25 protein-coding genes are annotated in these 26,942 nt (G+C 64.1%); 9 read left to right on the forward strand and 16 right to left on the reverse strand.

Annotated elements, in window-relative coordinates; genetic code table 11:
- Positions 1 to 39 precede the first annotated feature (39 nt).
- Positions 40 to 1,044, reverse strand: coding sequence for an arabinose ABC transporter substrate-binding protein (locus H281_RS0112065; RefSeq protein ID WP_020067365.1), 1,005 nt, complete (start codon positions 1,042 to 1,044; stop codon positions 40 to 42).
- A 136-nt stretch (positions 1,045 to 1,180) separates the two neighbouring features.
- The gene (locus tag H281_RS0112070; protein ID WP_020067366.1) at positions 1,181 to 2,629 is read right to left on the reverse strand and encodes an aldehyde dehydrogenase family protein; all 1,449 of its coding nucleotides are present in this window, start codon (positions 2,627 to 2,629) and stop codon (positions 1,181 to 1,183) included.
- A gap of 148 nt (positions 2,630 to 2,777) precedes the next feature.
- Between H281_RS0112070 and H281_RS0112075 the strand changes: the two genes are divergently transcribed.
- Positions 2,778 to 3,755, forward strand: coding sequence for a LysR family transcriptional regulator (locus H281_RS0112075; protein ID WP_020067367.1), 978 nt, complete (start codon positions 2,778 to 2,780; stop codon positions 3,753 to 3,755).
- 143 nt (positions 3,756 to 3,898) lie between these two features.
- Positions 3,899 to 4,453 (forward strand): YaeQ family protein, encoded by a 555-nt coding sequence (locus H281_RS0112080; protein WP_027804518.1) that lies wholly within the window; start codon positions 3,899 to 3,901, stop codon positions 4,451 to 4,453.
- 37 nt (positions 4,454 to 4,490) lie between these two features.
- On the opposite strand, the gene H281_RS0112085 is transcribed toward H281_RS0112080, so the two are convergent.
- Positions 4,491 to 4,916 (reverse strand): VOC family protein, encoded by a 426-nt coding sequence (locus H281_RS0112085; protein WP_020067369.1) that lies wholly within the window; start codon positions 4,914 to 4,916, stop codon positions 4,491 to 4,493.
- A gap of 394 nt (positions 4,917 to 5,310) precedes the next feature.
- On the opposite strand from H281_RS0112085, the gene ada reads away from it, so the two are divergent.
- The 4 genes from ada (at position 5,311) to H281_RS0112105 (ending at position 10,091) form a co-directional block, all read left to right on the forward strand.
- Positions 5,311 to 6,486 carry a bifunctional DNA-binding transcriptional regulator/O6-methylguanine-DNA methyltransferase Ada gene (gene ada, locus H281_RS0112090; protein WP_020067370.1) on the forward strand — a complete coding sequence of 392 codons (1,176 nt, stop codon included), beginning with the start codon at positions 5,311 to 5,313 and terminating at the stop codon, positions 6,484 to 6,486.
- Positions 6,483 to 7,400 carry a DNA-3-methyladenine glycosylase family protein gene (locus H281_RS0112095; RefSeq protein ID WP_020067371.1) on the forward strand — a complete coding sequence of 306 codons (918 nt, stop codon included), beginning with the start codon at positions 6,483 to 6,485 and terminating at the stop codon, positions 7,398 to 7,400. The genes ada and H281_RS0112095 overlap by 4 nt, the downstream gene beginning before the upstream one ends.
- A gap of 332 nt (positions 7,401 to 7,732) precedes the next feature.
- Positions 7,733 to 9,349: a glutamate--cysteine ligase gene (gshA, locus tag H281_RS0112100; protein ID WP_027804519.1), complete on the forward strand. Its 1,617-nt coding sequence runs from the start codon at positions 7,733 to 7,735 to the stop codon at positions 9,347 to 9,349.
- 226 nt (positions 9,350 to 9,575) lie between these two features.
- On the forward strand, positions 9,576 to 10,091 hold the full coding sequence (locus H281_RS0112105; RefSeq protein WP_020067373.1) for a hypothetical protein: 516 nt from the start codon (positions 9,576 to 9,578) through the stop codon (positions 10,089 to 10,091).
- Between the two features lie 17 nt (positions 10,092 to 10,108).
- Here the strand turns inward: H281_RS0112105 and H281_RS0112110 are convergent, their stop codons facing one another.
- Positions 10,109 to 11,695, reverse strand: coding sequence for a DHA2 family efflux MFS transporter permease subunit (locus H281_RS0112110; protein ID WP_020067374.1), 1,587 nt, complete (start codon positions 11,693 to 11,695; stop codon positions 10,109 to 10,111).
- A 136-nt stretch (positions 11,696 to 11,831) separates the two neighbouring features.
- Positions 11,832 to 12,374: a MarR family winged helix-turn-helix transcriptional regulator gene (locus H281_RS0112115; RefSeq protein WP_020067375.1), complete on the reverse strand. Its 543-nt coding sequence runs from the start codon at positions 12,372 to 12,374 to the stop codon at positions 11,832 to 11,834.
- A gap of 259 nt (positions 12,375 to 12,633) precedes the next feature.
- On the opposite strand from H281_RS0112115, the gene H281_RS0112120 reads away from it, so the two are divergent.
- Both H281_RS0112120 and H281_RS0112125 read left to right on the forward strand, forming a co-directional pair.
- Positions 12,634 to 13,002, forward strand: a complete 369-nt coding sequence (locus H281_RS0112120) for a hypothetical protein (RefSeq protein ID WP_020067376.1) — start codon at positions 12,634 to 12,636, stop codon at positions 13,000 to 13,002.
- A gap of 211 nt (positions 13,003 to 13,213) precedes the next feature.
- Positions 13,214 to 14,815, forward strand: coding sequence for an efflux transporter outer membrane subunit (locus H281_RS0112125; protein WP_020067377.1), 1,602 nt, complete (start codon positions 13,214 to 13,216; stop codon positions 14,813 to 14,815).
- A gap of 153 nt (positions 14,816 to 14,968) precedes the next feature.
- Here H281_RS0112125 and H281_RS0112130 read toward each other — a convergent pair whose 3' ends face one another.
- The 8 genes from H281_RS0112130 to gspG form a co-directional block, all read right to left on the reverse strand.
- Positions 14,969 to 15,748: a type II secretion system protein N gene (locus H281_RS0112130; protein WP_020067378.1), complete on the reverse strand. Its 780-nt coding sequence runs from the start codon at positions 15,746 to 15,748 to the stop codon at positions 14,969 to 14,971.
- A 22-nt stretch (positions 15,749 to 15,770) separates the two neighbouring features.
- On the reverse strand, positions 15,771 to 16,274 hold the full coding sequence (locus H281_RS0112135) for a type II secretion system protein M (protein WP_020067379.1): 504 nt from the start codon (positions 16,272 to 16,274) through the stop codon (positions 15,771 to 15,773).
- Positions 16,271 to 17,671 (reverse strand): type II secretion system protein GspL, encoded by a 1,401-nt coding sequence (gspL, locus tag H281_RS0112140; protein WP_020067380.1) that lies wholly within the window; start codon positions 17,669 to 17,671, stop codon positions 16,271 to 16,273. The genes H281_RS0112135 and gspL overlap by 4 nt, the downstream gene beginning before the upstream one ends.
- Positions 17,672 to 17,699: 28 nt before the next feature.
- Positions 17,700 to 18,890, reverse strand: a complete 1,191-nt coding sequence (gene gspK / locus H281_RS0112145) for a type II secretion system minor pseudopilin GspK (RefSeq protein WP_020067381.1) — start codon at positions 18,888 to 18,890, stop codon at positions 17,700 to 17,702.
- Between the two features lies 1 nt (position 18,891).
- On the reverse strand, positions 18,892 to 19,569 hold the full coding sequence (locus tag H281_RS0112150) for a prepilin-type N-terminal cleavage/methylation domain-containing protein (RefSeq protein WP_020067382.1): 678 nt from the start codon (positions 19,567 to 19,569) through the stop codon (positions 18,892 to 18,894).
- On the reverse strand, positions 19,547 to 19,960 hold the full coding sequence (gspI, locus tag H281_RS0112155; protein WP_020067383.1) for a type II secretion system minor pseudopilin GspI: 414 nt from the start codon (positions 19,958 to 19,960) through the stop codon (positions 19,547 to 19,549). The genes H281_RS0112150 and gspI overlap by 23 nt, the downstream gene beginning before the upstream one ends.
- A gap of 1 nt (position 19,961) precedes the next feature.
- Positions 19,962 to 20,444 (reverse strand): GspH/FimT family pseudopilin, encoded by a 483-nt coding sequence (locus H281_RS0112160; protein ID WP_241077868.1) that lies wholly within the window; start codon positions 20,442 to 20,444, stop codon positions 19,962 to 19,964.
- Positions 20,445 to 20,542: 98 nt separating this feature from the next.
- Complete coding sequence (gspG, locus tag H281_RS0112165) at positions 20,543 to 21,007, reverse strand: type II secretion system major pseudopilin GspG (protein ID WP_020067385.1); 465 nt, start codon at positions 21,005 to 21,007, stop codon at positions 20,543 to 20,545.
- Positions 21,008 to 21,164: 157 nt separating this feature from the next.
- Between gspG and H281_RS0112170 the strand changes: the two genes are divergently transcribed.
- Positions 21,165 to 21,578: a type II secretion system protein N gene (locus H281_RS0112170; protein ID WP_027776885.1), complete on the forward strand. Its 414-nt coding sequence runs from the start codon at positions 21,165 to 21,167 to the stop codon at positions 21,576 to 21,578.
- Positions 21,579 to 21,672: 94 nt separating this feature from the next.
- Here the strand turns inward: H281_RS0112170 and gspF are convergent, their stop codons facing one another.
- Genes gspF through gspD form a run of 3 tightly spaced genes read right to left on the reverse strand, consistent with a single transcriptional unit; the run spans position 21,673 to position 26,802 of the window.
- Positions 21,673 to 22,890 (reverse strand): type II secretion system inner membrane protein GspF, encoded by a 1,218-nt coding sequence (gene gspF, locus H281_RS0112175; RefSeq protein ID WP_020067387.1) that lies wholly within the window; start codon positions 22,888 to 22,890, stop codon positions 21,673 to 21,675.
- Between the two features lie 4 nt (positions 22,891 to 22,894).
- Positions 22,895 to 24,454 carry a type II secretion system ATPase GspE gene (gene gspE / locus H281_RS0112180; protein WP_020067388.1) on the reverse strand — a complete coding sequence of 520 codons (1,560 nt, stop codon included), beginning with the start codon at positions 24,452 to 24,454 and terminating at the stop codon, positions 22,895 to 22,897.
- A complete protein-coding gene (gspD, locus tag H281_RS0112185) occupies positions 24,451 to 26,802 on the reverse strand; it encodes a type II secretion system secretin GspD (RefSeq protein WP_020067389.1) in 2,352 nt (783 codons plus the stop codon). Before gspD ends, gspE begins: the two co-directional genes overlap by 4 nt.
- Between the last annotated feature and the right edge of the window lie 140 nt (positions 26,803 to 26,942).

Genomic DNA, 26,942 nt, shown 5'->3' on the forward strand with positions numbered 1-26,942 from the left:
TGCGAGGCGCGGCCCGCCGCGTGCAAAGTCGAACGCGGCTTAAATGCCGAGTTCTTTACGCACGTCCTGCCAGTTGCCGCGCACCATCAACTTGCCGGTGGTCTGCGTATCGGCGGGCGGCTGCTTGCCGTCCTTGATCCATTCCACGAGGTTCTCGGTGCTCTCCTTGCCGTGCATCGTCGAGCTGACGGCGATCGTGCCGTAGAAGCCCGTCGGCTCTTTCTTCTGGAACTCGGCGAAAGCCTCGCCTGCACCGTTGATGCCGACACCGATCACGTCCGCTGCCGGAATATGCAGCTGCTCGGTAGCACGCACGCCGCCCAGCACGCTTTCCTCGTTGAGCGCGAAGATCACCCACTTCTTGATGTTCGGATGCTTGGCCAACACCGGCGACGACGCGTTGAAGCCGCCTTCGTCGTCGGTCGTCTTTTGCGGGGCGTCGAAAATGTTTTCCTTCTTGAAGCCGCCGGCGAGCAGCGTTTCAGTCGCGCCGTCGGTGCGCAGTTTCGCGGTCGGCAATTCGTAGTTCGTGATGCGCAGTGCACCGACTTCCTCGGGCTTCCAGCCGCGGCGCTTCATTTCGTCGCTGATTGCCTGGCCGACCTGGTTGCCGATCTTGAACGCGGACATGCCGAGGTGCGGCACATTGGCGAGCGGCTTGCCGCTGGAATCGACCAGTTGATCGTCGACGGTGACGAACTTCATGTTGTAGCGCTTGGCGCGTGCCTGAATGGCCGGTCCGAGACGCACGTCAGGCGCGCAGATCACGAAACCCTTCGCGCCCTGGGCGCCGAGATTGTCGATCGCGGACAGCACTTTCTCGCCGTCCGGCGTGCCGATGTTCACCACCGAAAAGCCGTCCTTCTGACCGAGCGCGGTCGCGGCTTTCTGTTCGTTGATAAACCACGCCTGCTCCGGCATCTTCACGAGGAAGCCTACTTTGAGCGGCTGGTCCGCGTGCGCGGAAAGTTGGGCGGCGAACGGCGCGGCGATTGCGGCGGCGGCGATCGCGGTTAGCGTCAAACGGCGAAGCTTGCTGGTCATTTCTGTCTCCTGAGGTTGAAAAGCTGCATTGATTTCGTTTATGTGCAGCGAGGCGATACGCGGCGGCGCTAGCCGGGGCGTAAAAACTTGGCTATGGAATCGAGGCGGGCGGCCGCGCGCAAAAAGGTCTTCACGATCAGCTCGCGACGTACGCCGTTTTCACGGCCGTCCAGAATGCTGCGTCGGTCGAGCCGTACGCGGACGCCTTGCGCCCGCCACCAGGCGCGTGATGCTCCACGGCCGAGGTCGGCAGATTGATCGTGACGAGACCGCTATGCACGTGACGGCGGAAATGCCGCGCGCGGCTGAGCGAACGTGTGCAGATGCCGGCGCATAGACCGTAAGCGGTGTCGTTCGCGAGATGCAGCGCGTGATCGTAGTCGTCGGCGCGGAGCACGACCGCGAGCGGACCGAAGATTTCCTCGCGCGCAATGCGGTGTTCCGGCTCGCCGACGAACAGCGCGGGCTCGAAAAAGTAGCCGCGCGTCGCGCGTTCCAGTTGACGGCCGCCGTGCAGCAATTGCGCGCCTTCCTGCTTGCCGATTTCCACGTAGTCGAGATCGCGTTCGAGTTGCGCGGCGTTCGCTACCGGGCCCATGTCCGCGCCGTGCTTGAGCGCGTGGTCCACGTTGAGCCTGGCGAGCTTCGTCTGCAATGCGTCGACGAACGGCTCGAATATCGAGCGTTCGACGATCAACCGCGCCGCCGCTGTGCTGCGCTGGCCGGTCGAGCCGTACGCGCCGGTCAATGCGGCATCGACCGCGCTGTCGAGATCGGCGTCGGCCAGCACGACAAAGGGATTCTTGCCGCCCATTTCCAGTTGCACGCGCGCCTGGCGCGCGGCAGCAGCTTGCAACACGCGCGTCCCGGTTTCCGCCGAACCGCTGAAGCTGATCGCCGCGACGAGCGGATGAGCGACGATTCGCGCGCCGACCTGCCGGCCGCTGCCCATCACAAGATTGAAGACGCCCGCGGGCAAACCGGCGCGGCTCACGATCGACGCGAGCGCCGCCGCGCAAGCCGGTGTGGATTCAGCCGGCTTGTAGACCACGCAATTGCCGTGCGCCAGCGCCGCGCCGATCTTCCCTGCGGCGATTGCGAGCGGCGCGCTCCACGGCGCGATGATGCCGACCACGCCGAGCGGTTCGCGCGTCATGTCGATTTCGACGCCCGCGCGCGCCGACGCAAGCGGTTCGGCATACGCGCGCTGTGCATCGGCGGCGAGCAGCTTGAACGTCTGACCTGCGCGTGTCGCCTCGGCCAACGCCTCGGGCAACGTCTTGCCGACTTCACGCGCGAGCAGTCGGCCGAGTTCGTCGCGGCGCGCCAGCATTTCGCTGCCGATTGCGTCGAGCGCGTCGGCGCGACGCTGCGCCGAACTGAGCGCCCATTCGCGGAAGGCCGCGCTTGCCGCTTCGATCGCGCTATCGGTTTGCCGGACGTCGGCGCGGACATATTCGCCGACAGGTTCGTCCAGATCCGACGGGTTGAGCGAGACCCCCGTGGTCGCACCCGTCTCCCATCCGCCATTGATGTAATGGCGCAGCGGGCTGGCAACGAGCGGGACGAGCGGATCGCGGTTCATCGACGGAAAGGCGCCACATGAGAAGCTTAAAGTCCACGAATGGTATGAGTGCGCGCAATAACTTTCCAATCCCTTTTTGGGCTACACCGATAACAATTTCGGTATGGCATCATTGGGGCGATTCGAAAAAATGCTTTGGAGACAGGCGATGACGCGTAGCTACTCGAACTGGTTCGTCCGTGCGCGACTCAAGACGCGGCAGTTACTGCTGCTCGCCGCAATGGAAGAAGAGGGCAACGTGCGGCGCGCCGCCGACGTGCTCGGCATGACGCAGCCGGCGGCTTCCCGCCTGCTGAAAGAACTCGAAGACATGTTGGGCGTGAGCCTCTTCGACCGAACGCCGCACGGCATGCATGCAACGCTGTACGGCGAAGTCATGATCCGTCACGCGCGCATGGTGCTGTCCAATCTCAGCCACGCGCACGACGAAATCTCGGCGCTGCGCGCGGGACTCGCCGGGCAGGTGCGTATCGGCGTGATCGCAGCGGCGGCTGCAACCATGGTGCCGCGTGCCATAGCGAGTGTGAAGGAGCGTTATCCGCAGTTGCAGATCTGGGCGGAAGTCGAAACGTCAGATGTGATGCTGCCGCGGCTTGCCGAAGGTGAACTCGACATCATGATCGGCCGCGTGCTCGAGCGCCAGAACCAGTTCAAAACCGAAGTTCGCTACGAACCGCTCGCCGACGAACCGCTGTGCGTGGTCGCGCGGCCAGGCCATCCGCTGGAAAACGAAGCGGGCCTTACGCTGCGCGGCATTGTCAACGCGAGCTGGGTATTGCATCCGCCGGGCAGTGTTTTGCGGCATCGTTTTGACCTGATGTTTTCGCAGATCGGCCTGAATCCGCCGCAGAACGTGGTGAACACCAACAACTTCCTCGCGATTTCCAGTTTGCTGCTCCAGAGCGACATGTTGGCGGTTTTGCCCGACGAAGTGGCGCGTCAGTACCAACAGTACGGCGTGTTGAAGCGCTTGCCGATCGATTTACCGTGCAGGATGGATACATTCGGTATCATCACGCGCCAGTCGCACCTGCTTTCTCCCGCGGCCTCAGTGGTGCTCGACGCGTTGCGCGAGGCAGCAGGCGAGGTTTATGGCGCTCCCGCAGAGCAGGCCCTGGCTCGTTAAATGCTTCTTCCCGTCTATGTGGTGGCCGGCGGACGGCACGGGAGGGAGACAAAATGTACAACAAACACGGAAGACGGCAGCGTGCCGTCGACGACTCATTTTCGGTTCGCTCCGCTGGAGCGAGCGTCTGGTTTAGCAACGGCATGGCTCTCAAATCGACGATTTACAAGGCGGAATTGCAGATCGCCAACATGGACCGGCACTATTACGCCGACCATTCGCTCACCATCGCGCGTCATCCGTCGGAAACCGACGAACGGATGATGGTCCGCGTCGCCGCGTTCGCGCTCTTTGCGCAGGAACGGCTCGAGTTCTGCAAGGGATTGTCGGATGTCGACGAACCTGATCTGTGGCAGAAGGATCTGACCGGCGCGATCGAAACGTGGATCGAAGTCGGCCAGCCCGACGAGCGGCGCATTGCAAAGGCGAGCGGCCGCTCGAACGACGTGATCGTGATTGCGTACGGCGGACGCACTTCGGATATCTGGTGGCAGGGCGTGCGCAACAAGGTTGAGCGCATGCGCAATGTGACGGTCTGGTCGCTTGGCGAGAACGTCGCGGCAGAGTTGGGCGCGCTTGCCGAACGCACGATGCGGCTTCAATGCACCGTACAGGACGGCGAAGCGTGGCTCGGCAGCGCGGAAGCCGACGCGGTGAAAATCGAGTGGACGGTGTTGAAGGCGGCCGCCAACGGCTGAAACGTCGGCGACTCGCGGCTGACCTTGCGGCTCGCCTTCAGAGCGACGTGACCCGAGCCGCTTCTGGCGGCCCTTTCAGTTCGACCATGTTGCCCTCCGGGTCGAACAGATATAGCGACGGCCCGTAGCCGTCCGCGCCGTAGCGCAGCGCCTGCTCACCAAGCCGTGCGCCGTGTTCGCTGAGATGCGCCTTGAGCGCGTCGACGTCGAACGGTTCGACGCGCAAACACACGTGATCCATGTTTCGCCCTGCGCCGACCGCGCCGTTTTCCGGGCGATCGAGCTTCGCGCCCACCTGCAGCAGGTCGATCAGCGAACGGCCCGCGCGCAACTGCGTGAGACCCAGCTCGCGCTGCTCCTTCTCGAGGCTGCAACCGAGCACCTCGCAGTAGAAGCGCGCCATGACCTCGACATTCGACGCCCGAATCACCACGTGGTCGATCTCGCGAATATGGATTTTCATTTGGAACGTGTCCTCTGGCCGGCTTACGGAACGGATGAACCACCCAGTTTATGAGAAAGCGGCGGCGCTGGAAGCCTTGCGGTGAGGGCCAGATGCGGAACGTACAGACGAAAAAAAGCCCGCTCTGCTTGGAGCGGGCTGAATCCATATCAGGAGGAGACATGGAGGAGACAGGTACTAATATACACACGGGGTTGGTGCGACGCAATAACTTTTTAAGGGAAAACCCGATATCGTGCAAATTTGTCGCACTTTGCGGCGAAACGAGTGCCTGGCGGGAGTTACACGGCCGTCCGCCAACGAGGAACCGCAATGACACAGCAAGAACCGGAGCGTAGTGTGTCGGCATGCGGCCTACATTGGTGAGCATCGAGAGCACCTATCCGGGACCATCATGAACCGCGCTGCCAAGCCTGTTGACACTAGCCTTACCGCCGAGACCGCCACCTGGAATTCCGACGACGAGCGTTGGGAAGCCGTCACTCGCCGCGATCCGCTCGCGGACGGCGCTTTCTTCTACGGCGTGAAGACGACGGGTGTGTTCTGCCGTCCGTCCTGCGCTTCGCGCCAGCCGCGTCGTGAGAATGTCGCCTTCTTCGCAGACGCCGGCGGCGCCCGCGCCGCGGGCTTTCGCGATTGCAAGCGCTGCCAGCCGGGCGGATTGCCGCGCGAACTGGAGATCGTGAACCGGGCGTGCGCCGCGCTTGACGCCGATCCGCAGCAACGTCTCACGCTCGCCCAATTGAGCGACGCCGTGCACGTGAGCCCGTTTCATCTGCAGCGGCTGTTCAAGCGCGTGGTGGGCGTGTCGCCGCGCCAGTATCAGGCCGCGCAGCGCGGCGCCGCGTTGCGCGACGCGCTCAAGAGCGGCGCGGACGTCACGCGTGCGACGCTCGACGCCGGCTTCAATTCACCTTCGCGGATGTACGACAGCGCATCGGCGGAATTGGGCATGGCGCCGTCGAAATATCGCCGCAAGGGCGCGGGACTGACGGTCCGCTACGCGAGCGCGCCGACGTCGCTCGGCTTCGTGCTGGTGGCCGCGACCGACAAAGGCATCTGCAAAATCGGTTTCGGCGACGACGCCGCCTTCCTCGTCGACGAATTGCGCGGCGAATTTGCCAACGCGGCCCTGCTGGACGATCCCGAGCGGCTCGCACCGTTCATCGCTCAAATCGACGCGCACCTGCGCGGCACACGTCAGGACTTCGACCTGCCGCTCGATATTGCCGCGACCGCCTTCCGTCAGCGTGTCTGGGACGCGCTGCGGCGCATTCCGTATGGCCAGACGCGCAGCTACACGGAGATCGCCGAGGCGGTTGGCGCGCCGCGCGCCGTGCGCGCCGTGGCGAGCGCGTGCGCGACGAACCCGGTTGCGCTCGCCATTCCGTGTCATCGCGTCGTGCAAAAGGGCGGGGCGCTTGCGGGCTATCGCTGGGGCTTGCCGCGCAAGGTTGCTCTTCTGGACAACGAGGCGCAGCACGCGCGCAACGTTTCCGCAGATGAACCCAGCCATTCCCAGACGGGTCCTACTGAAACCGTCGCTACCAAACTGGACCACGCCGCGTGAGCACGCTTGACGAAGTCGCAACCCTGGAACTGCCGTACAAATCGCCGTTCGACTGGCCGCGCCTGCTGCGCTTTTTCGGCGGACGGGCGACGCCCGGCGTCGAGACGGTCGAAGACGGCGCCTATCGCCGCGCAATCGAATGGGACGGCGACAGTGGCACGCTCAGCGTGCGGCAGCACCCACGCAAGCGCTGCCTCGTCGCAAGCATCGAGGGACCGGTGAGCCGTCACGCTGACGCGCTTGCAGCACCCATCGCGAGGATCTTCGATCTGCACGCGGAGCCGAAGAAGATCGGTGCCGCCCTGGCGGCCGACCCCTGGCTCGCGCCGCTGATCGAAGCGGCGCCGGGCCTGCGCGTACCGGGCGCGTGGTCCGGTTTCGAACTCGTGGTACGTGCGATCGTCGGCCAGCAGGTCAGCGTGAAGGCCGCGACAACCATCATCGGACGACTGGTACAGCGCGCGGGCGAGCGTATCGAAGGGCATCCGCACGCAAGCACCGCGTGGCGTTTTCCGACGCCAGACGCCCTCGCAACAGTCAATCTCGCGCAAATCGGAATGCCGGGCAAACGCGTCGCGGCGCTGCAGGGTTTCGCGCGCGCCGTCGCGAGCGGCGACGTACCGCTCGACAGCGCAACCGCCGACGCGCACAGCCTGCGCACGGAATTACTCGCCTTGCCGGGCATCGGCCCGTGGACGGTCGAGTACGTCGCGATGCGCGCGTGGCGCGATGCCGACGCGTGGCCTGCACTCGACCTCGTGTTGATGCAGTCGATCTCCGCGCGCGATCCGTCGCTCGTGCGGGCGACCCAGCAACGCGCACGCACCGACGCATGGCGACCGTGGCGTGCTTACGCGGCGATGCATCTGTGGAATGAAGTGGCGGACCGCGCCGGCGCCGCGCGCGGCGGTTAACTTTGCTTGCTGGCTCGCGCGGGTTTGCCGTTTCGCTGTTGCTCCGTCGCGCCGCATCGAACGTGGGTGCGGCACGCACCGCCGCCCGCTAGAAACCTCACCGCCGCAATACCCGCAATAACCCGAATTTCCGTGGCCAGATTCGCGAATCCGGCGTGAAAACAGTCGGTCAGACCGGCCGGAACAGCCCGCCGAGGCGGCCTCAAGCAGGCGCCGTGGCGAGATGTTAAAGTGCCCGCTACTGAAAATTCCGCCGAACGTTGTCGACCGCACCATGCTGCCAGTGAGCAGCGAAGCGGCACATGGCGGCCGACAACGCCCGACTCGCATCAATGCCAAACACCACACAATCCCGCACGACCGACGCGTTCTCGCACCGCCTGTCCGTGCTGACTTCTGGCCCGCAACGCGACGCGCTGCTGCACGGCCTGCGCGGCATAGAAAGAGAAAGCCTGCGCGTGAACCACAACGGAGAACTCGCGCTGACGCCGCATCCGCGCGCGCTCGGATCGGCGCTCACGCATCCTTCGCTGACCACCGACTATTCCGAAGCGCTGCTCGAACTGATCACGCCGGCCGAGCAGGACGTCGCGCTGACGCTCGATAAGCTCGACCGGCTGCATCGCTTTGTGTACGCAGAACTCGGCGACGAGATTCTGTGGAACAACTCAATGCCCGGCCTCTTGCCCGATACCGACGACGGCATTCCAATCGCGAACTACGGCACCTCCAATATCGGCAAGCTGAAGTACGTCTATCGGATCGGCCTTGCGCTGCGTTACGGTCGCACGATGCAGTGCATTGCCGGCATCCATTACAACTATTCGCTGAACGAGGAAGTCTGGCGGCTGTTGCATGCGGATCAGCAAACCACCGCGAGCGCCGTCGATTTCCAGTCGGATCGTTATCTCGCGCTGATCCGCAATTTCCGCCGCACCAACTGGCTGCTGATGTATCTGTTCGGCGCGTCGCCGGCGCTCGATCGCCACTTCTTGCGCGGGCGCAAACATACGCTCGAAACCTTCGACGCAGACACGTTGTACCGTCCGTACGCGACCAGCCTGCGCATGAGCGATCTCGGCTACTCGAACACCACCGCGCAAGCAGCGCTGCATGCCGACTACGACACGCTGCCCGGTTATCTCGACGCACTTGCGAAGGCCGTCAGCCAGCCGTATCCGGCATACGAGGCAATCGGTACGCAGCGAAACGGCGAGTGGGTGCAGATCAACACGAACGTGCTGCAGATCGAAAACGAGTTTTACTCGACGATCCGTCCTAAGCGCGTGACGTATCCCGGCGAGCGTCCTTTGCATGCGCTGGCCGCGCGCGGCGTGCAATACGTCGAAGTGCGCTGCATGGACATCGACCCATTCGAGCCGGTTGGTATTTCTCTGGAGACGTCACGCTTTCTCGACGCCTATCTGCTTGTGTGTGCGCTCGACGACAGCGCGCCATTGCCGCCGCAACCCTACGCGGACGCCAACCAGAACTTCGCGCGCGTAACGACCGAAGGGCGCAAGCCCGGCCTCGAACTGATCCGTGACGGCCATCCGCTCGCGATGATCGAATGGGCCGAAGAGCTATTCGTCAAGATCGAAGCCGCGGCAGCCACGCTCGACGCACTGCAGGGCGGCGACGCGCACGCGCGCTCGGTTGCCATTCAACGGGCGAAACTTGCCGATCCGTCGCTTACGCCATCGGCGCGGGTGTTGCAGACGATGCGCGACAAGCAGCAGAGCTTCCTCGAATTCGGTCTGGAACAAAGCGAAGCGCACGCGGCCTACTTCCGCGCGCGTCCGCTGGAGCCCGGCGAGGCCAAGGAGTTTGCAGAACTGGCCAAACAATCGCTCGAGGAGCAGGCGAAGCTCGAACGCGAAGAAGTAGGCTCGTTCGATGCATTTGTCGCCGCTTATCGGGCGTACACGTTGAATCGTTTCAGCGTCTGAGCACACCGGCTCACATGCGCGAAGCAACGTGCGAAAGCGGCTCGAGTAGCCGCTTTTTTTATTGTGCGGTGCATGCGCGGTAACGGCTATGTAATCGACGCGGACAACAGCGGGCGCGTCGGCAAAACGTTCACGACTTGCAGGTTTCTTTGACGTAAAGGAAACGCCCTCCGCGCGTAACGGTCCAAACTGTTACGACACGCTAGCGAGAGGGAGGATCAACGTGATGAAGCAAAGTCTGTTGGCCGCACTGTGCATTGCGACGGCGGCGGTTGCCGCGACCGCATGTTCAACGCAAGGACAAGTCGATCCCGACGTTATGCAGATAGCAACCACGCCCCTGACGTGTTCGAACAAAGCTCAGTGCGACCTCTGGTGGCAGCGCGCGCAGACGTGGGTCACGAACAACTCAAAATATAAAGTCGAATCCGCGACCGACACGCTGATTCAGACGGCCGGCCCCGATGGTGGCAAACGCGCGCTCGCGTATCAGATCACCCGCACCGCAAATCCCGACGGCACCGCGACGATCGGCTTCGCCGCACATTGCGATGGATCGCTTGGCTGCACGCCGAACCCGTGGGAAGCGGGCGCCGACTTCAAGCAATACGTTCGAGGCACCGCGGCGGGCACACAGAAACCCGATGTGAAGCCGTCGCAGCCCGCACCCACCGCCATGCACCCCGACGCGTTGCAGGGGCAGTCGGTGACGCCAACGACCGGCGAAGCCGTCAGTCAATGAGCGAAGCGTTGCGCCGATCAATGTCCCATTGAAGGACCGACGCCTTTGCGCGGTTTGGTGATCCACACGAGCACCGCAAGCACGAGGAACGCCGCGCACGATATGCGGAAGAAGTCGTTCGTGGCGAGCATATAAGCCTGCGCAGTCACCACCTGCTCGAGCTGCGCGGTAATGCTGCCACCGGAAAAGCCGACGCCGGCGAGTGCATCGGTGTACGCATTCGTATTCGGCGTGTAGACGTTCACGTTGTCGACCAGCATCGCATGATGGCGAATCGTATCGTTTTCCCAATACGTCGTACTGATCGCAGTTCCGATCGCCCCCGACAAGGTCCGGAAAAAGTTCGATAAACCCGACGCGCTCGCAAGCCGTTCGTCGGATACGCTCGATAGCGTGATGGTTGTCATCGGCACAAAGAAGCACGCCACGCCGATACCCTGCACGATACGCGGCCAGATGACGTGGTTAAACGGCACGTCGAGCGTGAAAGTGGAGTTCCAGAACGACACGAACGCGAACACGATAAACGCGAAACTCGCGACCACGCGCAAATTCAACCGATGCATGTTCTTGCCGATCATCGGCGAAAGAACGAGGGCGAGTAAGCCGACCGGCGCGGTGGCGAGACCGGCGAGGCCCGCGGTGTAGCCCATCACGGTTTGCAGCCATAGCGGGAAAATCACCACCGAGCCGAAGAACGCCATGAAGCCGAACGAGATGATCAGCACGCCAAGCGCGAAGTTGCGGTCCTTGAACAGCGAAAGGTCGACCACGGGTTCTTTCTCGGTCATCTCCCACACGAGCATGAACGCAATCGACACGACCGCGATCACTGCAAGCGTCACGATAAATGTCGAGTTGAACCAGTCGCGGTCCTTGCCGAGGTCGAGCACCATCTGCAGGCACGCCACGCCGATTACGAGCAACGTAAGACCAACCGCGTCGATACGCTGCTGCGTGGTCTTCGTTTCCCGGCCGCGCAGCAGCACGAACGCGCAGCCCGCGGAGAAAAGGCCGATCGGCACGTTGATGTAGAAGATCCACGGCCACGTGTAGTTGTCGGTGATATAGCCGCCCATCACTGGCCCGAAAATCGGCGCGCAGATCACGGTCATCGCCCAAAGGCCGAGTGCGAGCCCGCGTTTTTCCGGCGGATACGAGCGCATCAGAATAGTCTGCGAAAGCGGCACCATCGGCCCGGACACAAGGCCTTGAACCAGGCGAAACATGATCAGCGACTCGAAGTTCTGCGCGAAACCGCACAGCGCCGAGGCGATCGTGAAGAGCAGAACGGACAGCGTGAAAAGCCGCACTTCGCCGACGCGCCGTGCCAGCCATCCGGTGAGCGGCACAGCAATCGCCGAGGCCACCGAATACGAAGAGATCACCCACGTGCCCTGGCTGGTCGCGACGCCGAGACTGCCGGAGATGGTCGGCACGGCCACGTTGGCAATCGACGTGTCCAGCACCTCCATGAAGGTGCCGAGCGCGAGGCCCACCGTCAGCAGCGCAAGCGCGCCGCCCGTAAGCGGCGCCGGTTCGGCTGCGGGCGGAGTAGCGGGTTGGGCCGCCGGTCCAGTAGCGTTGGAAGCCGTAGCGTCCATGTGTTTTTCTCCTCAGCGCGGAAAAGATTGTTGTGCCACGTTTATCGCGTCGATCCAGCCATCGCGCATATATGCACCATCACACTCTGCCCAGACAGAGACATATGCGCAGTACGGCCTGTAATTGGCGCTCCAGCTACTGCTTGCCGTTTTCCGGCGATGAATCGTGAAGCGGCTCGTCGGGCAACTCATCTGGCGAACACAAGCCACAACCGGCGCTCGAATCCGGATCGACGCCGTTCGCAATGAAACGGCCGAGCAGATCGATCAGCGTGGCAAGGTCGGCGGCTGTGAAGCCACGCAACTGTTCGTTCAGCACCGCAGCGCCAATGTCCGGCAACTGGCGCGCCGCGTCGTGGCCTCGCGGCGTCAGTTCCAGCTTGATCATGCGTCGATCCGCGTCACTGCGCGTGCGCGACACAAAGCCCTTGTTTTCAAGGCGATCCAGAAGACGCGTCATCGAACCGCTGTCGTACGACATAACGCGAGACAACTCGAACGGCGTGTTCGCCCGGCCGGCGGCCAGCATCAGAATGACGCCGATCTGCTGGGCGGTCAGTCCAAGCGGCTTCACCGCGCGGTCGGTGCGCTCAACCAGCACGTTGCGAGCCTTCGACAGGTAATAGCCGAGACTAGACTCGAGCCGAATTTCATCTGCTTTGTAGGGGCCGTCTGTCATCTTGTATCCGGAACATCGCTGGGCAAGCGAAGTTTAGCTGCCTAAGCAGGAAGATCAATGGCGATTTTCGCAGACCGCCCCGAAGGAACCGCCGAAAAACAACAGCGCACCCACATATCGCGCATCAGTATCTTGAAATTTACTTGCATAGTCAATATTATACGAAGCAACGAGTTACGCGTTCCGCGCCACCCGAGACTATGTTCTGACCGCTTTTTTGTCCGCCGCCGATGCGGCGTGACCCAAGGATGTTCCTCCCATGCTGTACCTCAAAAATACCCTCGGCGGCCTCGGCCGCTCATTGACCGATTCAGCATTGCATAGCTTCCAGGGCCCGCATCGCTGGTGGAAGCTCGCGCTATTTGCAGTGTTGTTCGTACTGCCCGGCGGATCGGTAGGGGTCGCGATTCTGGCGTGGGTCGAGCATCGGCGTGGGCGCAAGAGTTCGAGCAGCACATCTGTCGAAATCGCAGCGGAGCCCGTGCGCCTGGCCGGGACTGCCGCCGCCCCCGCGCAAAACCCGGCGAGCGCCTGCCAATCGCGCGGCGACGCCCCATGCCGGGCAGCCGCGGGCAAGCTCGCGCGCAAGCCAGCATCGGCGGAATCGCGGGTCGACTCGCGGGCGTGATGGGTGGCCTCGCCGCTTTCATCGAAAGCCACGCCGCTCGCCAGTAACAGCGCGTAACCTTCGCGACACCGTCGGTAACACACCTGCATCGCTCGCCGCATTAACCTTTCTGTTTCCCGCGCCCAGCGGGCTCTTACGCTAACATGCCGGCAAACCATACCGGCCGGCGCCGTCATCGGCGGCATCGCGGCGTCCAGAAGGAAATCAATGCATGCAGTCTGACCGAATCTCGTCCGCGCGGACCTTTGCCCCGCGCGTCCTGACCCTCGCGGTAGCTGTGTCCGTCGCGGGCCTCGTGGCCGCGTGCGCGGTCGGTCCAGATTACAAGCGTCCAGACGCCGAGATTCCTGCCTCGTACAAGGAAGCCGCGCCAGGCTGGAAAGTCGCGCAACCGTCGGATCAGCAGGATCGCGGCGCATGGTGGACCGTCTATCAGGATCCGCAGCTCGATGCGCTCGAAGACAAGCTGAACGCCGCGAATCAGACCGTCGCCCAATTTGCCGCCGCTTACCGTCAGGCCCGCGCACTGGTCGGTGAGGCGCGCGCGGCGTATTTCCCGACCGTCGGCTTGTCCGCGGGCGCTACGCGCTCCGGCAGCGGTGTTTCATCGAATGCGGTTGCAGCGAGCGGGAGCAACCGCTCGGGCGTCATCAACAGCTACAACCTGCAACTCGACGCCAGCTGGGAACCCGATCTATGGGGCTCGGTGGGTCGTTCCGTGAACGCGCAGAAGGCGGGCCAACAAAGCGCGGCCGCCGATCTGGCCAACGCTCGTCTATCCGCGCAGGCCACGCTCGCGCAGACGTACTTCGCGCTGCGCTCGCTCGATTCGAACCAGAAGCTGCTCGACGAAACCGTCGCGGCCTATCAACGCTCGCTGCAACTCACGCAGAACCAGTACGCCGCGGGCGTGGCCGCGCGCTCCGACGTCATTCAGGCGCAAACGCAGCTGCAATCGGCGCAGGCCTCCGCGATCGACAACGGCGTTCAGCGCGCGCAGGACGAACACGCGATCGCAGTGCTCGTGGGCGAACCGGCTTCCACGTTTTCAATTCCGCCGATGCCGCTCACCGCGACGCCGCCCGCCGTGCCCGCGCAAATGCCGTCCGCGCTGCTGGAGCGGCGGCCCGACATCGCGTCTGCGGAGCGCAAGGCTGCAGCAGCCAACGAGCAGATCGGCATCGCAATTGCCGCCTTCTTCCCATCGCTCACGTTGTCGGCGAGCGGCGGCTTCCAGAGTTCGTTGTTCTCGCAACTGCTGACCGCGCCGTCGCGCTTCTGGACCGTCGGTCCGCAGCTCGCGGCGACCCTGTTCGACGCCGGGCTGCGCCGCGCGCAAACCGAAGCCGCCCGGGCCGCCTATGACCAGAACGTCGCGACCTATCGCCAAACGGTGCTGACCGCGTTCCAGGACGTCGAGGACAACCTCGCGTCGCAGCGCATCCTCGAACAGGAAATCGTGGTGCAGCAGCAGGCCGTGGAATCGGCGCGCCAGGCGCTTGCCATCGTGACGAACGAATACAAGGCCGGCACGGTGGGCTTCGTGAACGTCCTCACCGCACAAACCACGGCGTTCACGGCCGAACAGAAGCTGCAGACCATCGCAGGTCAGCGGATGGTGTCGTCGGTCGGTCTGGTCAAGGCGCTGGGCGGTGGCTGGGACGTCACGCAGATGAACCGCGAAACCGGCGATGTGGCCGCACCAGCACCATTGCCAGCGTCATCCACGTCACCGTCGACGCCGGTTGCGCGAAGCGATGCCCCGCAAACGTCAATGCCCGCTCAGGCGCAGATTCAGGCGCAAAGCAAATAGAACTCGCGGGCGTGAGCAAGCGCCGCACGGCGCTGAAATACGAAAGAGGCATGAGCGGCTAACTGAGCCGGGCATGCCTCTTTTTTATTTTGTCTGAGAACTCGCGCGGCCTGACGTAAGTGCGACCTTCCCCGTTGCCGCGCCACACCGCGCTCAATGAGCGAAAGACAACGTGACGGTGTCCGGTCCGCTCGGCCGTCCCAGCAAATTCAGCAGTCCCGCGAGATTGTCGCGAGCCTCGGGCGCGGACGTCGCCGTTCCGTGAAATGACGTGGAAGCCGGCGACACAACGCCGCGGCCGTTCAGCATCAACGGGCCTTTGATTGTGCGCAACTCGATCGTCGACGAGACGCCCTCCGCCTGGAACACGAGCTGATAGGAGCCGAGCGGCTTTACCGGCGATACGCGCGAACTCACGTCGCTCAGCGCGACCGTCAGCTGGCCGAACGCCTCGCGGTTGAAGCTGCGCCAGTCGGACCACGAAAGCCGCACGTCGCCCTGCAGATCCAGCGTGTTGAACGGCGCGCCCAGACCGCTTAGCAGCGAAGCAGGGACGCCTATCGTGCCGGGGGTGACGTTCGCGCTGCGCGGCGTCGCGTCGATGGTAATCGGATCGGGCATTGCCTCGCTATGGCGCATGGTCATGCGCACACGGCCGGTGAAGAGCGGCCAGAACGCCGTGCGCCATTCAATCCGTCCCGGCAGCAGCGTCGCGGCGCTCATGTCGGAGCCGGCCGCCAGCATCAGCGTAGCCGAGCCGTGCCAGAGCGAACCGCTCGGGTCGACAAGGTTCACATGGCCGCCGCTCTGGCGGGCAAATTGCGGCGTGATCCACGCAGCGGGTAACAGCGCGAGCATCACGGCGGCGTTCGAGAGGACCGCAACCAGCACCCAGGGCAGCACGGCGCGCAGGCGCCGCATCCAGTAAGTCATGCGAGATCCCGTGACAGCGCGGTCATTTCGCCGTGGATGGCTGCAACGACGCAGTGACATCCACCTGGCCGTCTTCTTTTAGCGCGGTCACGTGCGCCTCGGAGACCTGCACCTTGAACTGGCGGCGCACGTCGTCGACCCAGGCCGTCCACGCGGGAAACGACGCGTTCTTCATCTGCACCTGCACCGCGTTGCCGATCACCTGCACTTGCGTGGCCGCAAGGCCATGATCGCTCAGCGACGCGGTGAGCGCGTCCTTCAGCGCACCGCCGGTCGGCGCAACGCCCTGTGCCGCAGCCGAAAGCTGGCGCGCTTCGTTGGCCTGCGCGGTCATCTGCGCGAGCTGCCGCTGCAAGGTGGGCAACGATTCACGCAGACGCGCGCGGCCCTCCTGCGCCGGCGCCCACAGCACCGACCACGCGATCACCACTGCGAGCACGCCGCCGCCCCACGTCAGCAACGCTTTTTCGCGGTCGGTTCGCTGGTACCAGAAGCCTGCCCAGGTTTGCGCGAGTTCAGCTTTCATTGTCCGTTCCTGATGGTCCACTTGCCGGTGTTGCTGTCGATCGCGCCGCTCAGTCCGTTGCGCGCAAGGCGTTTGGCGAAATCCGGGTCGAGCTTCACTTCAGGTTTGAAGGTAACGTCGAGACGCCGGTCGTGATAATCCAGCGCGGCGATGCCGTTGACCGGCACAGGCGGGAGCGACCTCGCGAGGCCATCGGCGAGCGACAGAAAATCGCCCGGCGAAAGCTCACCGGCGGCCACGCGCAGCTGCTGCAACTGACGCGACATCTGATCGGGCGCATCGAGCACGACCGTCGTCTTCGGAAAGGTGGTCAGCAAAAGCTCGGTCATCTGCGTGCTGATCGCGTCGCGCTGACGTGAAAGCATCAACCACTGCACATTTGCACCGACGATGGCGACCACCAGCGCGCCGAGCGCCAGCAGCACCGGCAGGCGCAGACGGCGCAGCGTCGCGCGGTCGAGCCGCCATGGCTGCGACGCAAATTCGAACTGGCAGAGATCGAAGCGGCATGTGAGCGCGCGGCGCGCAAGCTGCTCGAAGGGCAGCGGACTCGCGCCGTGCACGAGTGCGCCGAGACGTGCCGGACTGCTCGCACCAAGACTCGGCTCGTTGCCCGGAACCTCGGTCAGCATATAGAGCGAAACCGGCGTTGCGCCGGCGAGCGCGGCAAGCGTCGCGTTCACCGCGTTTGCAGGCACGGCAAGGCCTTCGCCTTGCGCGCCGCGGGCAATCGCCAGCTCCACGCGCGGCATGCCGCTTTCGACGGCGCCTTCCAGCAGCATCGCGGGCGCAGTCTGAACCACGGTGCCGAGCACCGCCGCCACCATCGGCACGACTTGGGGCGCAGTGTCGGCCGCAACCGGCACCGGCGCAGCGTCGGCGAGCGACGCCCCCGCCATGGCCGGCTCGGTCGCGCTCACGGTTTCGGCAACTTCGGCCGGCACAGCGGGCAACGTTGCTTCCGGCAGACAACGCGTGACCGGCACGGCGCGCAGACTCCGGTGGCCGGCTGCGGAAAAAGCCTCGTAGATGAAGCGGAACCATCCACGGTCGATGATCGCCAGCATTTGACGACCGCCCGCGGCCGATTGCGAATCGACGGCAATATGGCAGGTTTGCGGGTCCTGGATCAGCTGATCCTCGACGATATTCGGCAATGCCTGGCGCAGCTTCGGGCCGCGCAACGGCGGCAGCGTGGCGGGCATCATCAGCAGGTCGCGCGCGGCAACCATCAGCACCGTCGACGTGGCGCGCGGCAGCAGCGCAAGCGCCGAGCGGCCGGCGCGCTGCGTGCGTCCCGACTTGTCGAGCAGCACGAATGGCAAGTCCGGCAGTTGCCATTCCTGCGACGGCACCGCCGGATCACGCGGCGGCAATAAGACGATCAGCGTGCTCAAAGGCCACTCTCTTTGGGAAAGGCGTTATTCATAGTTGGTCTTGCACCCGCACGATACGCGTAGTGTGAGTCAAAGCGTCGCGATAGACGAGCGTCGTGCGATCCACCTCGGCGCGCTCGTGCTGCACGCGCCCGTGAATCAGGAAGTAGTTCGTATTGACGTCGTACTGATTCGGATCGACCGAGACGGTCTGCGCACCCGCGCCGCGCAAAGCAAGCTGCACGTCGCCGGCATTATGGAAAAACACTGTCTGCCGGCGCGCGACGAATGCCTGCGCGGACGACAGACTCATGCCCGGCACAATCGCGGCGATGACCTCCGCGGAGGCCGTGTTCATGTTGACCGCGGACACCGTGGGCAGCACGGTGACGAAGGGCCGCAAGCGCGCGACCATCTCCGGCGTGTAGCCGGGAATGTCGAGCAGCGAGTCGACGCTGGTCATTTGCAACGGCGCGTGCGCCGCGCTGTCGTCGCCGTCTTCGATACCGGGCTTGTCGGTAAAGCCGCCGCTCGTTGCGCCGCCTTGAATGGGCGCCGTCGCTGTCGTGCCGGACGTCGACGTGACAGTCTGAAAACGCGTTGCCGACTGTGCGAGGCTCGCACGCACCTGCACGGCGGTGTTCTTGGCGAGCTGGCCGCTCAAGCCGAGCGACACGAGCAGACGCTGGTATGCGCCGATCTGCTCCGTGTCCAGTTGCATGACCCCGGGCGCGGGGCTCGCAACCAGGTTGCGAAGATTGAACTTGGCCTGAGCGTCTTCAATGGATCCCGACAGGTAGGTGGCGGCGCCCTGCTGAGCGCGGACCTCGCCGATCTGGCCGAGGAAATCGGAAAGTCTCGTCTTTGCGATCGGCACGCCCCACACGCCGCCCAGATACGTAATGCCTGCGGAGGTATCGCCTTCAGAGCGAAGAATCAGACGCGTCCAGTCGAGCGCACCGCGCGAAACCCATTGGGCCTGCGCGAGCAGGCGCTGATTCTCGATTCGGCGAACCTGAACCTGCTGGCGCCATAGCATGCCGGAGACCAGAATCGCCGACAGCGCCACTACCAGCAACGCGCTGATAATGGCCGCGCCGCGCTGCTGTGCACGTTGTCGCGCACGTCCCTGGCCGCCCTGTCTGCCTCGCGTCGCCCGACGTTGCGCCAAGCCACGCGAGCCATCGATCGAGGCTGAACAAACGGCAGAACGTCGCGTATGAAGCGAGGAGAATCTCATGTCATTCTCCGATCAGAAAAACGCGAGTGATGGGCCGCGCGAGCGACTTCGCGCCCACGCTCACTTCAAGTCCTGTCACCGAACGCGGCAACGGCGCATTGCCGAGCTGCGGCACCTTGAGGTTATTGTCGGCCTCCGTGATCGCGCCCTGCACGTCTTTCATCTGCGTCGTCCAGCCGACTCTCGGCACGTAGAGGCGCGCGGAAATCGCGCCGACGCCGCCCATCAAAGGCAAGCCGGTCCATCCTTCGCTTTCGCCGCCGCGCAGCGCCGAGCGTAGATCGCCGACGCTCGCAAGCGGCGGCGACGCATAGCGAATCACGCGTCCTTCGGTGACGCGGTAACGCACGACCTGCAAACGCGGCGCGGAGCCGGGCAAGGTTAATTGCCGCACGATCTGCAAGCCGCCGCCCGCGAGCGACACCGCGGGTTGGCCGGATTCGTCGTCCGAGGCGGCCTGACGTGCGTCGATACGCATCTGGTCGAACAGCTGCGCGAAGACCCGCTCGTCTTCCATTGCATTCGTGATGGTCTGCCGGCCGCGAATGATCTGATCGAGTCCACGCCACGACAACACCGCGATCACCGCCATGATCGCGATCGCGACCAGCAGCTCGATCAGCGTGAAGCCACGCGCGCCCGCACGGCGGCGGCGCTCAGAGCGAACGGTTGTTTTCATTCGCGACCACCGTGACCATCTGAGCGAGGTTGCCGGAACGCCCAGGCATCGTCACCATGACTTCCACGCGACGAAACACCGGGTTCGGCGTCGACGTCACATGCTCGGTACAGATCAACTGCAGATTGCCTTGCGAACAATCGAAGCTCGTCGAGCCGACGTTCGGCCATGCATGCGTAAGACGCAATTGCGCGAGCGTGTTGTCCGCGCTCCAGCCAGCCAGCAGGCGCCGGTGAAGATCGGCTTCGCCGCTCGCGAGACTGCCTACTGCACGCAACGATGCGGCGAGAGCCACCGCGATGATCGCGAGCGCGACGAGCACCTCGATCATCGTGAAACCGCGCTGGCGGTTAGCGGCCTTGCGCGCCGCCGTGCTGCTGCAACGACGCATGTCAGTGAACCTCGTAACGGCCGTTGCCGGTGCCGACGATCGTCGCGCGCCCCGCAGCGGAGAAGAGCGTGATGCGCACCGGCACGTCGATCGCCTCGGTGCCGAATACAACACGGCTTGCTTGCGAACTCGAACCCGGATAGTCGATCGTCACGCCGGTCACGCCGCCTTCCCACTGACGGGGCTTCAGCAGATCGTCGCGCAGCGGACGCCAGCCGTCTTCGGTACGCATGTCGAAACGAAAGCCACCGTCCATTGGTTGCCATGCGATGGGACGCGCGCGCACCTGCGCTTCGTCGCCGGCCGACTCGAACAGCAACGCGAGACGTTGCGCTTCTTCGTTCAGATCGGTGCGCGGATTGCGCGTCATCGTCAATGCGGTCAAGGACACCAGCAAGCCTGCGATCACCAGCACCACCATCATTTCCAGCAGTGTGAAACCCGCCGCATGTCGACGGCCGGCTCTCGCACTCATTGCGCTCATTGCGCTCCATGCAGCCGAACGGCGGCAGTCACGCGCGCGCGTAGCCGTGCCGGCCGCGGCGAGCGGCGGCCTGATCGTCACGCGTGCTTTGCTGTCGTCTATTGCCACGAGCCCACATCGGCGTCATTGCCTTCGCCGCCCGCCTTGCCGTCCGCGCCGTAGCTGAACACGTCGATCTCGCCGTGCACGCCCGGATTCAGATACTGGTAGCCGTTGCCCCACGGATCGTTCGGCAGACGTTCGAGGTAGCCGCCGTCTTTCCAGTTGTTCGGCACCGGATCGGTGGCCGGCTTTTCGATCAATGCGCGCAGGCCCTGCTCCTGAGTCGGATAACGGCCGTTGTCCAGACGATAAAGCTTGAGCGCCTGCATCACGGTGCCGATGTCCTGCTTCGCGGCAACGCGCCGCGCTTCGTCCGGACGGCTCATGATTTTGGGCACGATCAACGCGGCCAGAATGCCGAGAATCGCGATCACGACCATGATTTCGATCAGCGTAAAGCCGCGTTGACGACGGCTGCGCGGACCCGCGATTGCTGTGCGGCGAGTGGTCGACAGTTGCATAGCTTGCTACCTCTTTTCAGGTGAATTTTCGACTGGGCGGGATTCGCGTCCAGCACTTTCGGTGCCATTGAACACGCCCGGCCGGTCATTTTAATGTCATGCAATCGCGGGGTTTCAACCCAACGCAATTTTCACAATAGTCCGTACAATGATGCGCATGAACGCCATCCAAATCCGCCTTCTGTCGCTTGCGCTGTTCGCCGTGTTCTGCGCGACGCTGACCTACTGGATCATCACGCTCACCACGACGTCGGGCGCACCGTTGCCCGCAGCCGCCGCGCACGCGCAGGTCTCGACCGATCAGGCCGCCACGCTGTTCGGCGGCCAGCTCACGCGCACCGCGAACCAGGACGTGCATCTGTTCGGCATTCTTGCTTTGCGTGAAGGCGCCGCGGCCATTGTCAGCGTGGGCGGCGAACCTCCGCGTGCGGTATCGCTCGGCAGCACACTGATGCAAGGCGCCAAACTCTCCGAAGTCCGCGCCCGTTCGATCGTTATCGACCGCAATGGCGCGCATTCCGAAGTATTCCTGCCGGCCAACGCGGCCGGTCCCACGATCTACGTCCGCTAAACGGAGCAGAGCCGGGCGACACACACGCCGCTCCGCATCGGCTCGCAGCACGGCCGCCGCACAAAGGCGCCGCCACGCCACCCTCACGCCGCCCTCACTGCACCAGGTTGTTCAACTCGATGATCGGCAGCATCACCGCCAGCACGATCACCAGCACCACGCCGCCCATCGCCAGAATAAGCAGCGGCTCCAGCAAACTCGTCAGAAACATCGTGCGGCGCTCGAGCTCGCGCGCTTCGCCGTCGGCCGCTCGGTCGAGCATGGTCGTGACGTCGCCGGTCGCTTCCCCCGAACGGATCAGGTGAACCAGCACCGGCGGAAACGTCTTCGTATTGCCGAGCGCGCGAGAGAGCGACGTACCTTCGCGAACACGCACGATGGCGTCGTCGATGTTCCCGCGCATGGCCGTATTGCTGAGCGTTTCAGCCGCGGCCTGCAGCGCGCGCAGAATCGGCACGCCGGCCGCCGTCAGAATGCCGAGCGTGCTCGCAAAACGCACCGTGTTGTAGCCGCGCACGAGTTTGCCGAGTAGCGGGGCGGTGAGCAGCCAGCCGTCGAACGCGAGGCGCGGGCCGGCTTGTCTGAGCGTCGAACGCACTGCATAAAAGAGAATCGCCACCGCGATCAGCACGGCCCACCACCAGTTCCGCACGAAACCGGACAGCGCCATCATCATGATCGTGAGGAAGGGCAGTTGCTGCTTGGTGCTTGCGAACACGTTGACCACTTGCGGCACCACGTAACTCAACAGAAACGTGACGATGCCGAACGCGATGATCGTGACGATGGTCGGGTACGTGAACGCGAGCACGATCTTCTGCTTGAGCGCGTTGCGTTGCTCGATGTAGTCAGCCAGCCGCGACAGCACGAGTCCGAGCTTGCCGGTATGTTCGCCGGCAGCAACCAGCGCGCGATAAATCTCGGGAAAGTCTTTGGGATGCTGCGTCAGCGCATTCGCGAGCGAGTGGCCGCCGAGCACTTCCGCGCGAATCGCGGCCATCAGTTCGCGAATGTAGTCGCGCTCCGATTGTTCGGTGAGCACCGAGAGCGCTTCGTCGAGCGGCAGGCCGGCAATCAGCAGACTGGCCAGCTGACGCGTGAGAATCGCCTGCTCGCGCTGCGACAACCGCCGTCCCAACGACAGACGTTGATTGCGCTCGCCGCGCGTGCGTGTGGCCGCCGGTTCGACCACAAGCGGCGTGAGTCCCTGCGAACGGAGGTTGGTGCGGGCACCGCGCGCGCTGTCGGCGTCGAGCACGCCTTTTTGCGCCTTGCCCGCCGCGTCGATCGCTTCAAAACGAAATGCCGGCATGCGCTTATGCTCCGCCCGTCACGCGGATCACTTCTTCAAGCGACGTCAGCCCCGAAGCGAGCCAGCGCTCCGCGTCCTCGCGCAGCGTGAGCATGCCTTGCGCGCGGCCTGCCGCGAGGATGTCCGCGTCGGACGCATTACGGTGAATCAGCGTGCGGATTTCGTCGTCGATCAGCAGCAGTTCATACACGCCGCGGCGGCCTGCATAACCGGACTGGCCGCATTTGTCGCAACCGACCGGATGCCAATGCACGCGACCGTCTTCTTCGACGCGCTTTTCGCGGCACACCGGACACAAACGCCGCACGAGCCGCTGCGCCAGCACACCTAGCAGCGACGACGCGAGCAGATACGGCTCGACACCCATGTCGGTCAAACGCGTGACGGCGGACGCGGCGTCGTTGGTATGCAGCGTAGCCAGCACGAGGTGGCCGGTGAGCGAAGCCTGCACCGCGATCTGCGCGGTTTCGAGGTCGCGGATTTCACCGATCATGATGATGTCCGGATCCTGACGCAGGATCGAGCGCAGCGCGCGCGCGAAGTTCATGCCGATTCGCTCGTTCACCTGGGTCTGGCCGATGCCCGCCAGGTCGTATTCGATTGGGTCTTCCACCGTCATGATGTTGGTGGTCGCCGTTTCGAGCCGCGACATCGACGCGTACAGCGTGGTCGTCTTGCCCGAGCCGGTCGGGCCCGTTACCAGCACGATGCCGTGCGGCCTGCCGATCAGCTTGTCGAACTTGCCGAGCGTGTCCGCGCCCATACCGAGCGCTTCGAGATTCAGGCGCGTCGCGTCCTTTTCGAGCAGACGCAGCACCGCGCGTTCGCCGTGACCAGTCGGCAGAGTCGACACACGCACGTCGACCGGACGCCCGCCCACGCGCAGCGTGATACGGCCGTCTTGTGGCAGACGTTTCTCGGCGATATCGAGCTGCGCCATGATCTTGATCCGCGAGATCAGCGCGCCATGCAGCGCTTTCTTCGGACGCACGACGTCGCGCAACGTACCGTCGACGCGAAAACGCACCACCGACGACGTTTCGAACGGCTCGATGTGAATGTCCGACGCCTGTTCGCGCGCCGCCTGCGTGAGCAGCGCGTTGATCATGCGGATGATCGGTGCGTCGTCTTCGGATTCCAGCAGGTCTTCCACCTCGGGAATGTCCTGCATGAGGCGAGACAGATCCACTTCGCCTTCCACTTCGCCGACCACCTGCGCCGCGCTGCCGTCCTGGCGCGCATAGGCCTGGTTGATCGCCTGCGCGAGTTCGTCGGCGGGAATACGCACCACGGACACCGCGCCGAAATTGCGCGCCACTTCGGCGAGCGCGGCTTCACTCGTACGCTCGCTGATCCACACTTCGAGGCTGTCGGCGTGCTGATGCGCGACCAGAATCTGGCCGCTGCGCGCGAAGCCATAGGGCACGAGCCGCGCGGCGATCGCCGACGGCGCCGCGCGCTCCGCATGGTCGGCGTGCTCTGTCATTGCCGCCGATGCAACTCCGGCGGCCCGCGACGATGCCGGCGACGTTGAGGCTGACGGCGGCATGGACGGCGTATTCACGGCTGAACTCCTGGCGATGCGGTGGACGGCGCAACCGGCACTGGGTTGCTCTGCACGGCGCCGTTCACCGCGGGGGCGGCGGGCGCTGTGTAGGGCGTGCCGTTATTCGGCTGCGGCGCGGACGAACGTGGCTGAGGCGGCTGCATCTGCTGACGGCGCATCTGGTCGAGATCGAACAGATTCAACGGCGATCCGCCCTGGCTCGGGCCGACGGGCATCGGCGGAACCACCGGGTCGTCCTTGTCCTTCATCAGGTTGTTGTCCTGCCGGTAGGCGCCCTGCACACCTTGAATATAGTCGTAACGGTTCGACGTGACAGCCTGCGCAGTGTCGCGATCGCTGATGATCACGGGGCGCAGAAACACCATCAGGTTCGTCTTGTTGCGGTTCTTCTGCTCCGACCGGAACAGCTGGCCGATCCACGGAATGTCGCCAAGCAGCGGCACCTTGCTGTTGCTGACCTGGTAGTTATCCTGCATGAGACCGCCCAGCACGATGATTTCACCGTTGTCCGCGAGCACCGTCGACTGGATCGAACGCTTGGTGAACTGCGGGCCGGCCGGGTTCGTCGTCGCGTTGGTCGTGCCGTTCACGATCGCCGAGTCTTCCGTGTAGAGCTGCAGCTTGAGGATGCCGCCGTCGGTGATCTGCGGTTTGACGTGCAGCGTCAGGCCCACGTCGACGCGGTCGTACGTGTTGAAAGCCGAGCTTGCACTTCCGCTCGTCAGGTTCGAATACGAACCCGTCTGGATAGGTATGTTCGTGCCGACGACGATCTTCGCTTCTTCGTTGTCGAGCGTGATCAGGTTAGGTGTGGACAGCACGTTCGCGTCGGCGGTCTGCGAGAGCGCCTGCAGCAATGCGCCGAGACCCTGCACGCCGAAAATGTTGTGAAGCCAGCCGATGTTCAAACCCTGCTGCACGCCTTGCGTGGCCAGCGCCGTGGCGAGACCGCCAGTGGCTCCGGCCGCCGCGGCGCCCGCGGTCAGGTTGATGATGCTGTTGCTCGAACCGGTTGCGAGGTTGGTGCCCGCGAAAAGCGAGTTGTTCGCGACCTGCCACTGAATGCCGAGATTGCCGCTCGTGTTCGAATTCAGTTCCACGATCAGCGCTTCGATATAGACCTGCGCGCGGCGCGCGTCGAGCTGATCGATCACCGTGCGCAGATTGCGGTACACAGGTTCCGACGCGGTGATGATCAGCGAGTTGGTCGCGGCGTCCGCCTGGATCATGCCGCCCGGCTGATTGTCGTCGTTCTTGTCCTTGTCGCCACCGAGCAGCCCGCCCGCAGCATTGCCGCTGTTCGAGCCATAGCCGCCCGCACCGGAGCCGCCCATCGGCGAGGACATGGAACTGCTGTTGAGCCCGCCCGACGGCAGCGGCGGAGTGCCGGAGGTGCCCGTCGAATTGTTGCCGCCGAGCCCACCGCCGGTGTTCTGATTGAACGCGTTCGCCTCGTTCGTTCCTCCCGACGAGCCGCTTTCGCCGCCTTTGCCCAGCATGCCGCGCAAGGTCTTCGCGAGCTTGGTCGCCTCGGCGTTGCGCAACGGCACGACGTGCATGTTGCCAGGCATGCTGGTGGGCGCATCGAGTTCGCGCGCGAGCGTTCTCGCGGCGGCAAGACGCGCGCCGTTAGACGCGCGAATTAGCAGCGAGTTAGTGCGCGGGTCGGCGGTAATCGACACTTTGAGCGTCGCGTCCGTGCTGCCGATCGCGCCCGGGTCGAGCATCTTGTTCAGTTGCGCGGCAATGTCGAGCGCGTTGGCATTTTTCAGTTGCACGACCGACACCGACTGGCCGGCCGCCGTATCGACGCCGGCAATGATCTGCGCGATGCGCCGCACGTTGTCCGCGTAGTCCGTCACGACAATCGTGTTGTTGGCGGGGTAAGCGGCCACCGTGTTGTTCGGCGAAATCAGCGGGCGCAGCACCGGCAACAGATTGTTGGCCGACTCGTTTTTCAGCACGAATACCTGCGTGACGACCTGGTCGCCTCGCGCAGTCGGCGCGTTGCCGACGTAGGTCGGCACGCCCTGCAATTTGGCGTCGGCTTCGGGTACGACTTTTAGTACGCCGTGGTCTTGTACCAGCGCGAAGCCCTGCATGCGCAGCGCGGATTGCAGCGTCTTCAGCGCCTGGTCCTCGGGCACTGCGTTTTCCGACACGAGATTCAACTGACCTTTGACACGCGGGTCGACGATGATCGTCTTGCCGGTCGCAGCGCCTATCGCCTTGGCCACCTGGTCGATGTCGGCGTTGACGAAGTTGAGGGTCACCTGTGCGTCCGCCGTCTGCGCAGTGATCAGTCCAGCCACCAGCAACGCCGTTGCGACGCGACGCAAAGCCATACGATTTCTTCTCATGGAATGTAATGTCGATGCCGGCAGCTCGAGCCGCCGGCGGTCATGCAGCGCGGACATGGGAGCAGAGCGCCGGTCTGTCGGTCTGCTGGCGGGCCAGGTAGGCGGAATCCCGCCCTAAAATGCTG

The organism is Paraburkholderia caledonica (assembly GCF_000383275.1).
Lineage (GTDB): Bacteria > Pseudomonadota > Gammaproteobacteria > Burkholderiales > Burkholderiaceae > Paraburkholderia > Paraburkholderia caledonica.

Excerpts from the sequence above, each read along its gene's own strand:
- H281_RS0112065 (WP_020067365.1), bottom strand. The coding sequence starts at position 1,044 with ATGACCAGCAAGCTTCGCCGTTTGACGCTAACCGCGATCGCCGCCGCC.
- H281_RS0112070 (WP_020067366.1), bottom strand. The coding sequence starts at position 2,629 with ATGAACCGCGATCCGCTCGTCCCGCTCGTTGCCAGCCCGCTGCGCCAT.
- H281_RS0112075 (WP_020067367.1), top strand. The coding sequence starts at position 2,778 with ATGACGCGTAGCTACTCGAACTGGTTCGTCCGTGCGCGACTCAAGACG.
- H281_RS0112080 (WP_027804518.1), top strand. The coding sequence starts at position 3,899 with ATGGCTCTCAAATCGACGATTTACAAGGCGGAATTGCAGATCGCCAAC.
- H281_RS0112085 (WP_020067369.1), bottom strand. The coding sequence starts at position 4,916 with ATGAAAATCCATATTCGCGAGATCGACCACGTGGTGATTCGGGCGTCG.
- ada (WP_020067370.1), top strand. The coding sequence starts at position 5,311 with ATGAACCGCGCTGCCAAGCCTGTTGACACTAGCCTTACCGCCGAGACC.
- gshA (WP_027804519.1), top strand. The coding sequence starts at position 7,733 with ATGCCAAACACCACACAATCCCGCACGACCGACGCGTTCTCGCACCGC.
- H281_RS0112105 (WP_020067373.1), top strand. The coding sequence starts at position 9,576 with ATGAAGCAAAGTCTGTTGGCCGCACTGTGCATTGCGACGGCGGCGGTT.
- H281_RS0112110 (WP_020067374.1), bottom strand. The coding sequence starts at position 11,695 with ATGGACGCTACGGCTTCCAACGCTACTGGACCGGCGGCCCAACCCGCT.
- H281_RS0112115 (WP_020067375.1), bottom strand. The coding sequence starts at position 12,374 with ATGACAGACGGCCCCTACAAAGCAGATGAAATTCGGCTCGAGTCTAGT.
- H281_RS0112120 (WP_020067376.1), top strand. The coding sequence starts at position 12,634 with ATGCTGTACCTCAAAAATACCCTCGGCGGCCTCGGCCGCTCATTGACC.
- H281_RS0112125 (WP_020067377.1), top strand. The coding sequence starts at position 13,214 with ATGCAGTCTGACCGAATCTCGTCCGCGCGGACCTTTGCCCCGCGCGTC.
- H281_RS0112130 (WP_020067378.1), bottom strand. The coding sequence starts at position 15,748 with ATGACTTACTGGATGCGGCGCCTGCGCGCCGTGCTGCCCTGGGTGCTG.
- H281_RS0112135 (WP_020067379.1), bottom strand. The coding sequence starts at position 16,274 with ATGAAAGCTGAACTCGCGCAAACCTGGGCAGGCTTCTGGTACCAGCGA.
- gspK (WP_020067381.1), bottom strand. The coding sequence starts at position 18,890 with ATGAGATTCTCCTCGCTTCATACGCGACGTTCTGCCGTTTGTTCAGCC.
- H281_RS0112150 (WP_020067382.1), bottom strand. The coding sequence starts at position 19,569 with ATGAAAACAACCGTTCGCTCTGAGCGCCGCCGCCGTGCGGGCGCGCGT.
- gspI (WP_020067383.1), bottom strand. The coding sequence starts at position 19,960 with ATGCGTCGTTGCAGCAGCACGGCGGCGCGCAAGGCCGCTAACCGCCAG.
- H281_RS0112160 (WP_241077868.1), bottom strand. The coding sequence starts at position 20,444 with ATGAGCGCAATGAGTGCGAGAGCCGGCCGTCGACATGCGGCGGGTTTC.
- gspG (WP_020067385.1), bottom strand. The coding sequence starts at position 21,007 with ATGCAACTGTCGACCACTCGCCGCACAGCAATCGCGGGTCCGCGCAGC.
- H281_RS0112170 (WP_027776885.1), top strand. The coding sequence starts at position 21,165 with ATGAACGCCATCCAAATCCGCCTTCTGTCGCTTGCGCTGTTCGCCGTG.
- gspF (WP_020067387.1), bottom strand. The coding sequence starts at position 22,890 with ATGCCGGCATTTCGTTTTGAAGCGATCGACGCGGCGGGCAAGGCGCAA.
- gspD (WP_020067389.1), bottom strand. The coding sequence starts at position 26,802 with ATGGCTTTGCGTCGCGTCGCAACGGCGTTGCTGGTGGCTGGACTGATC.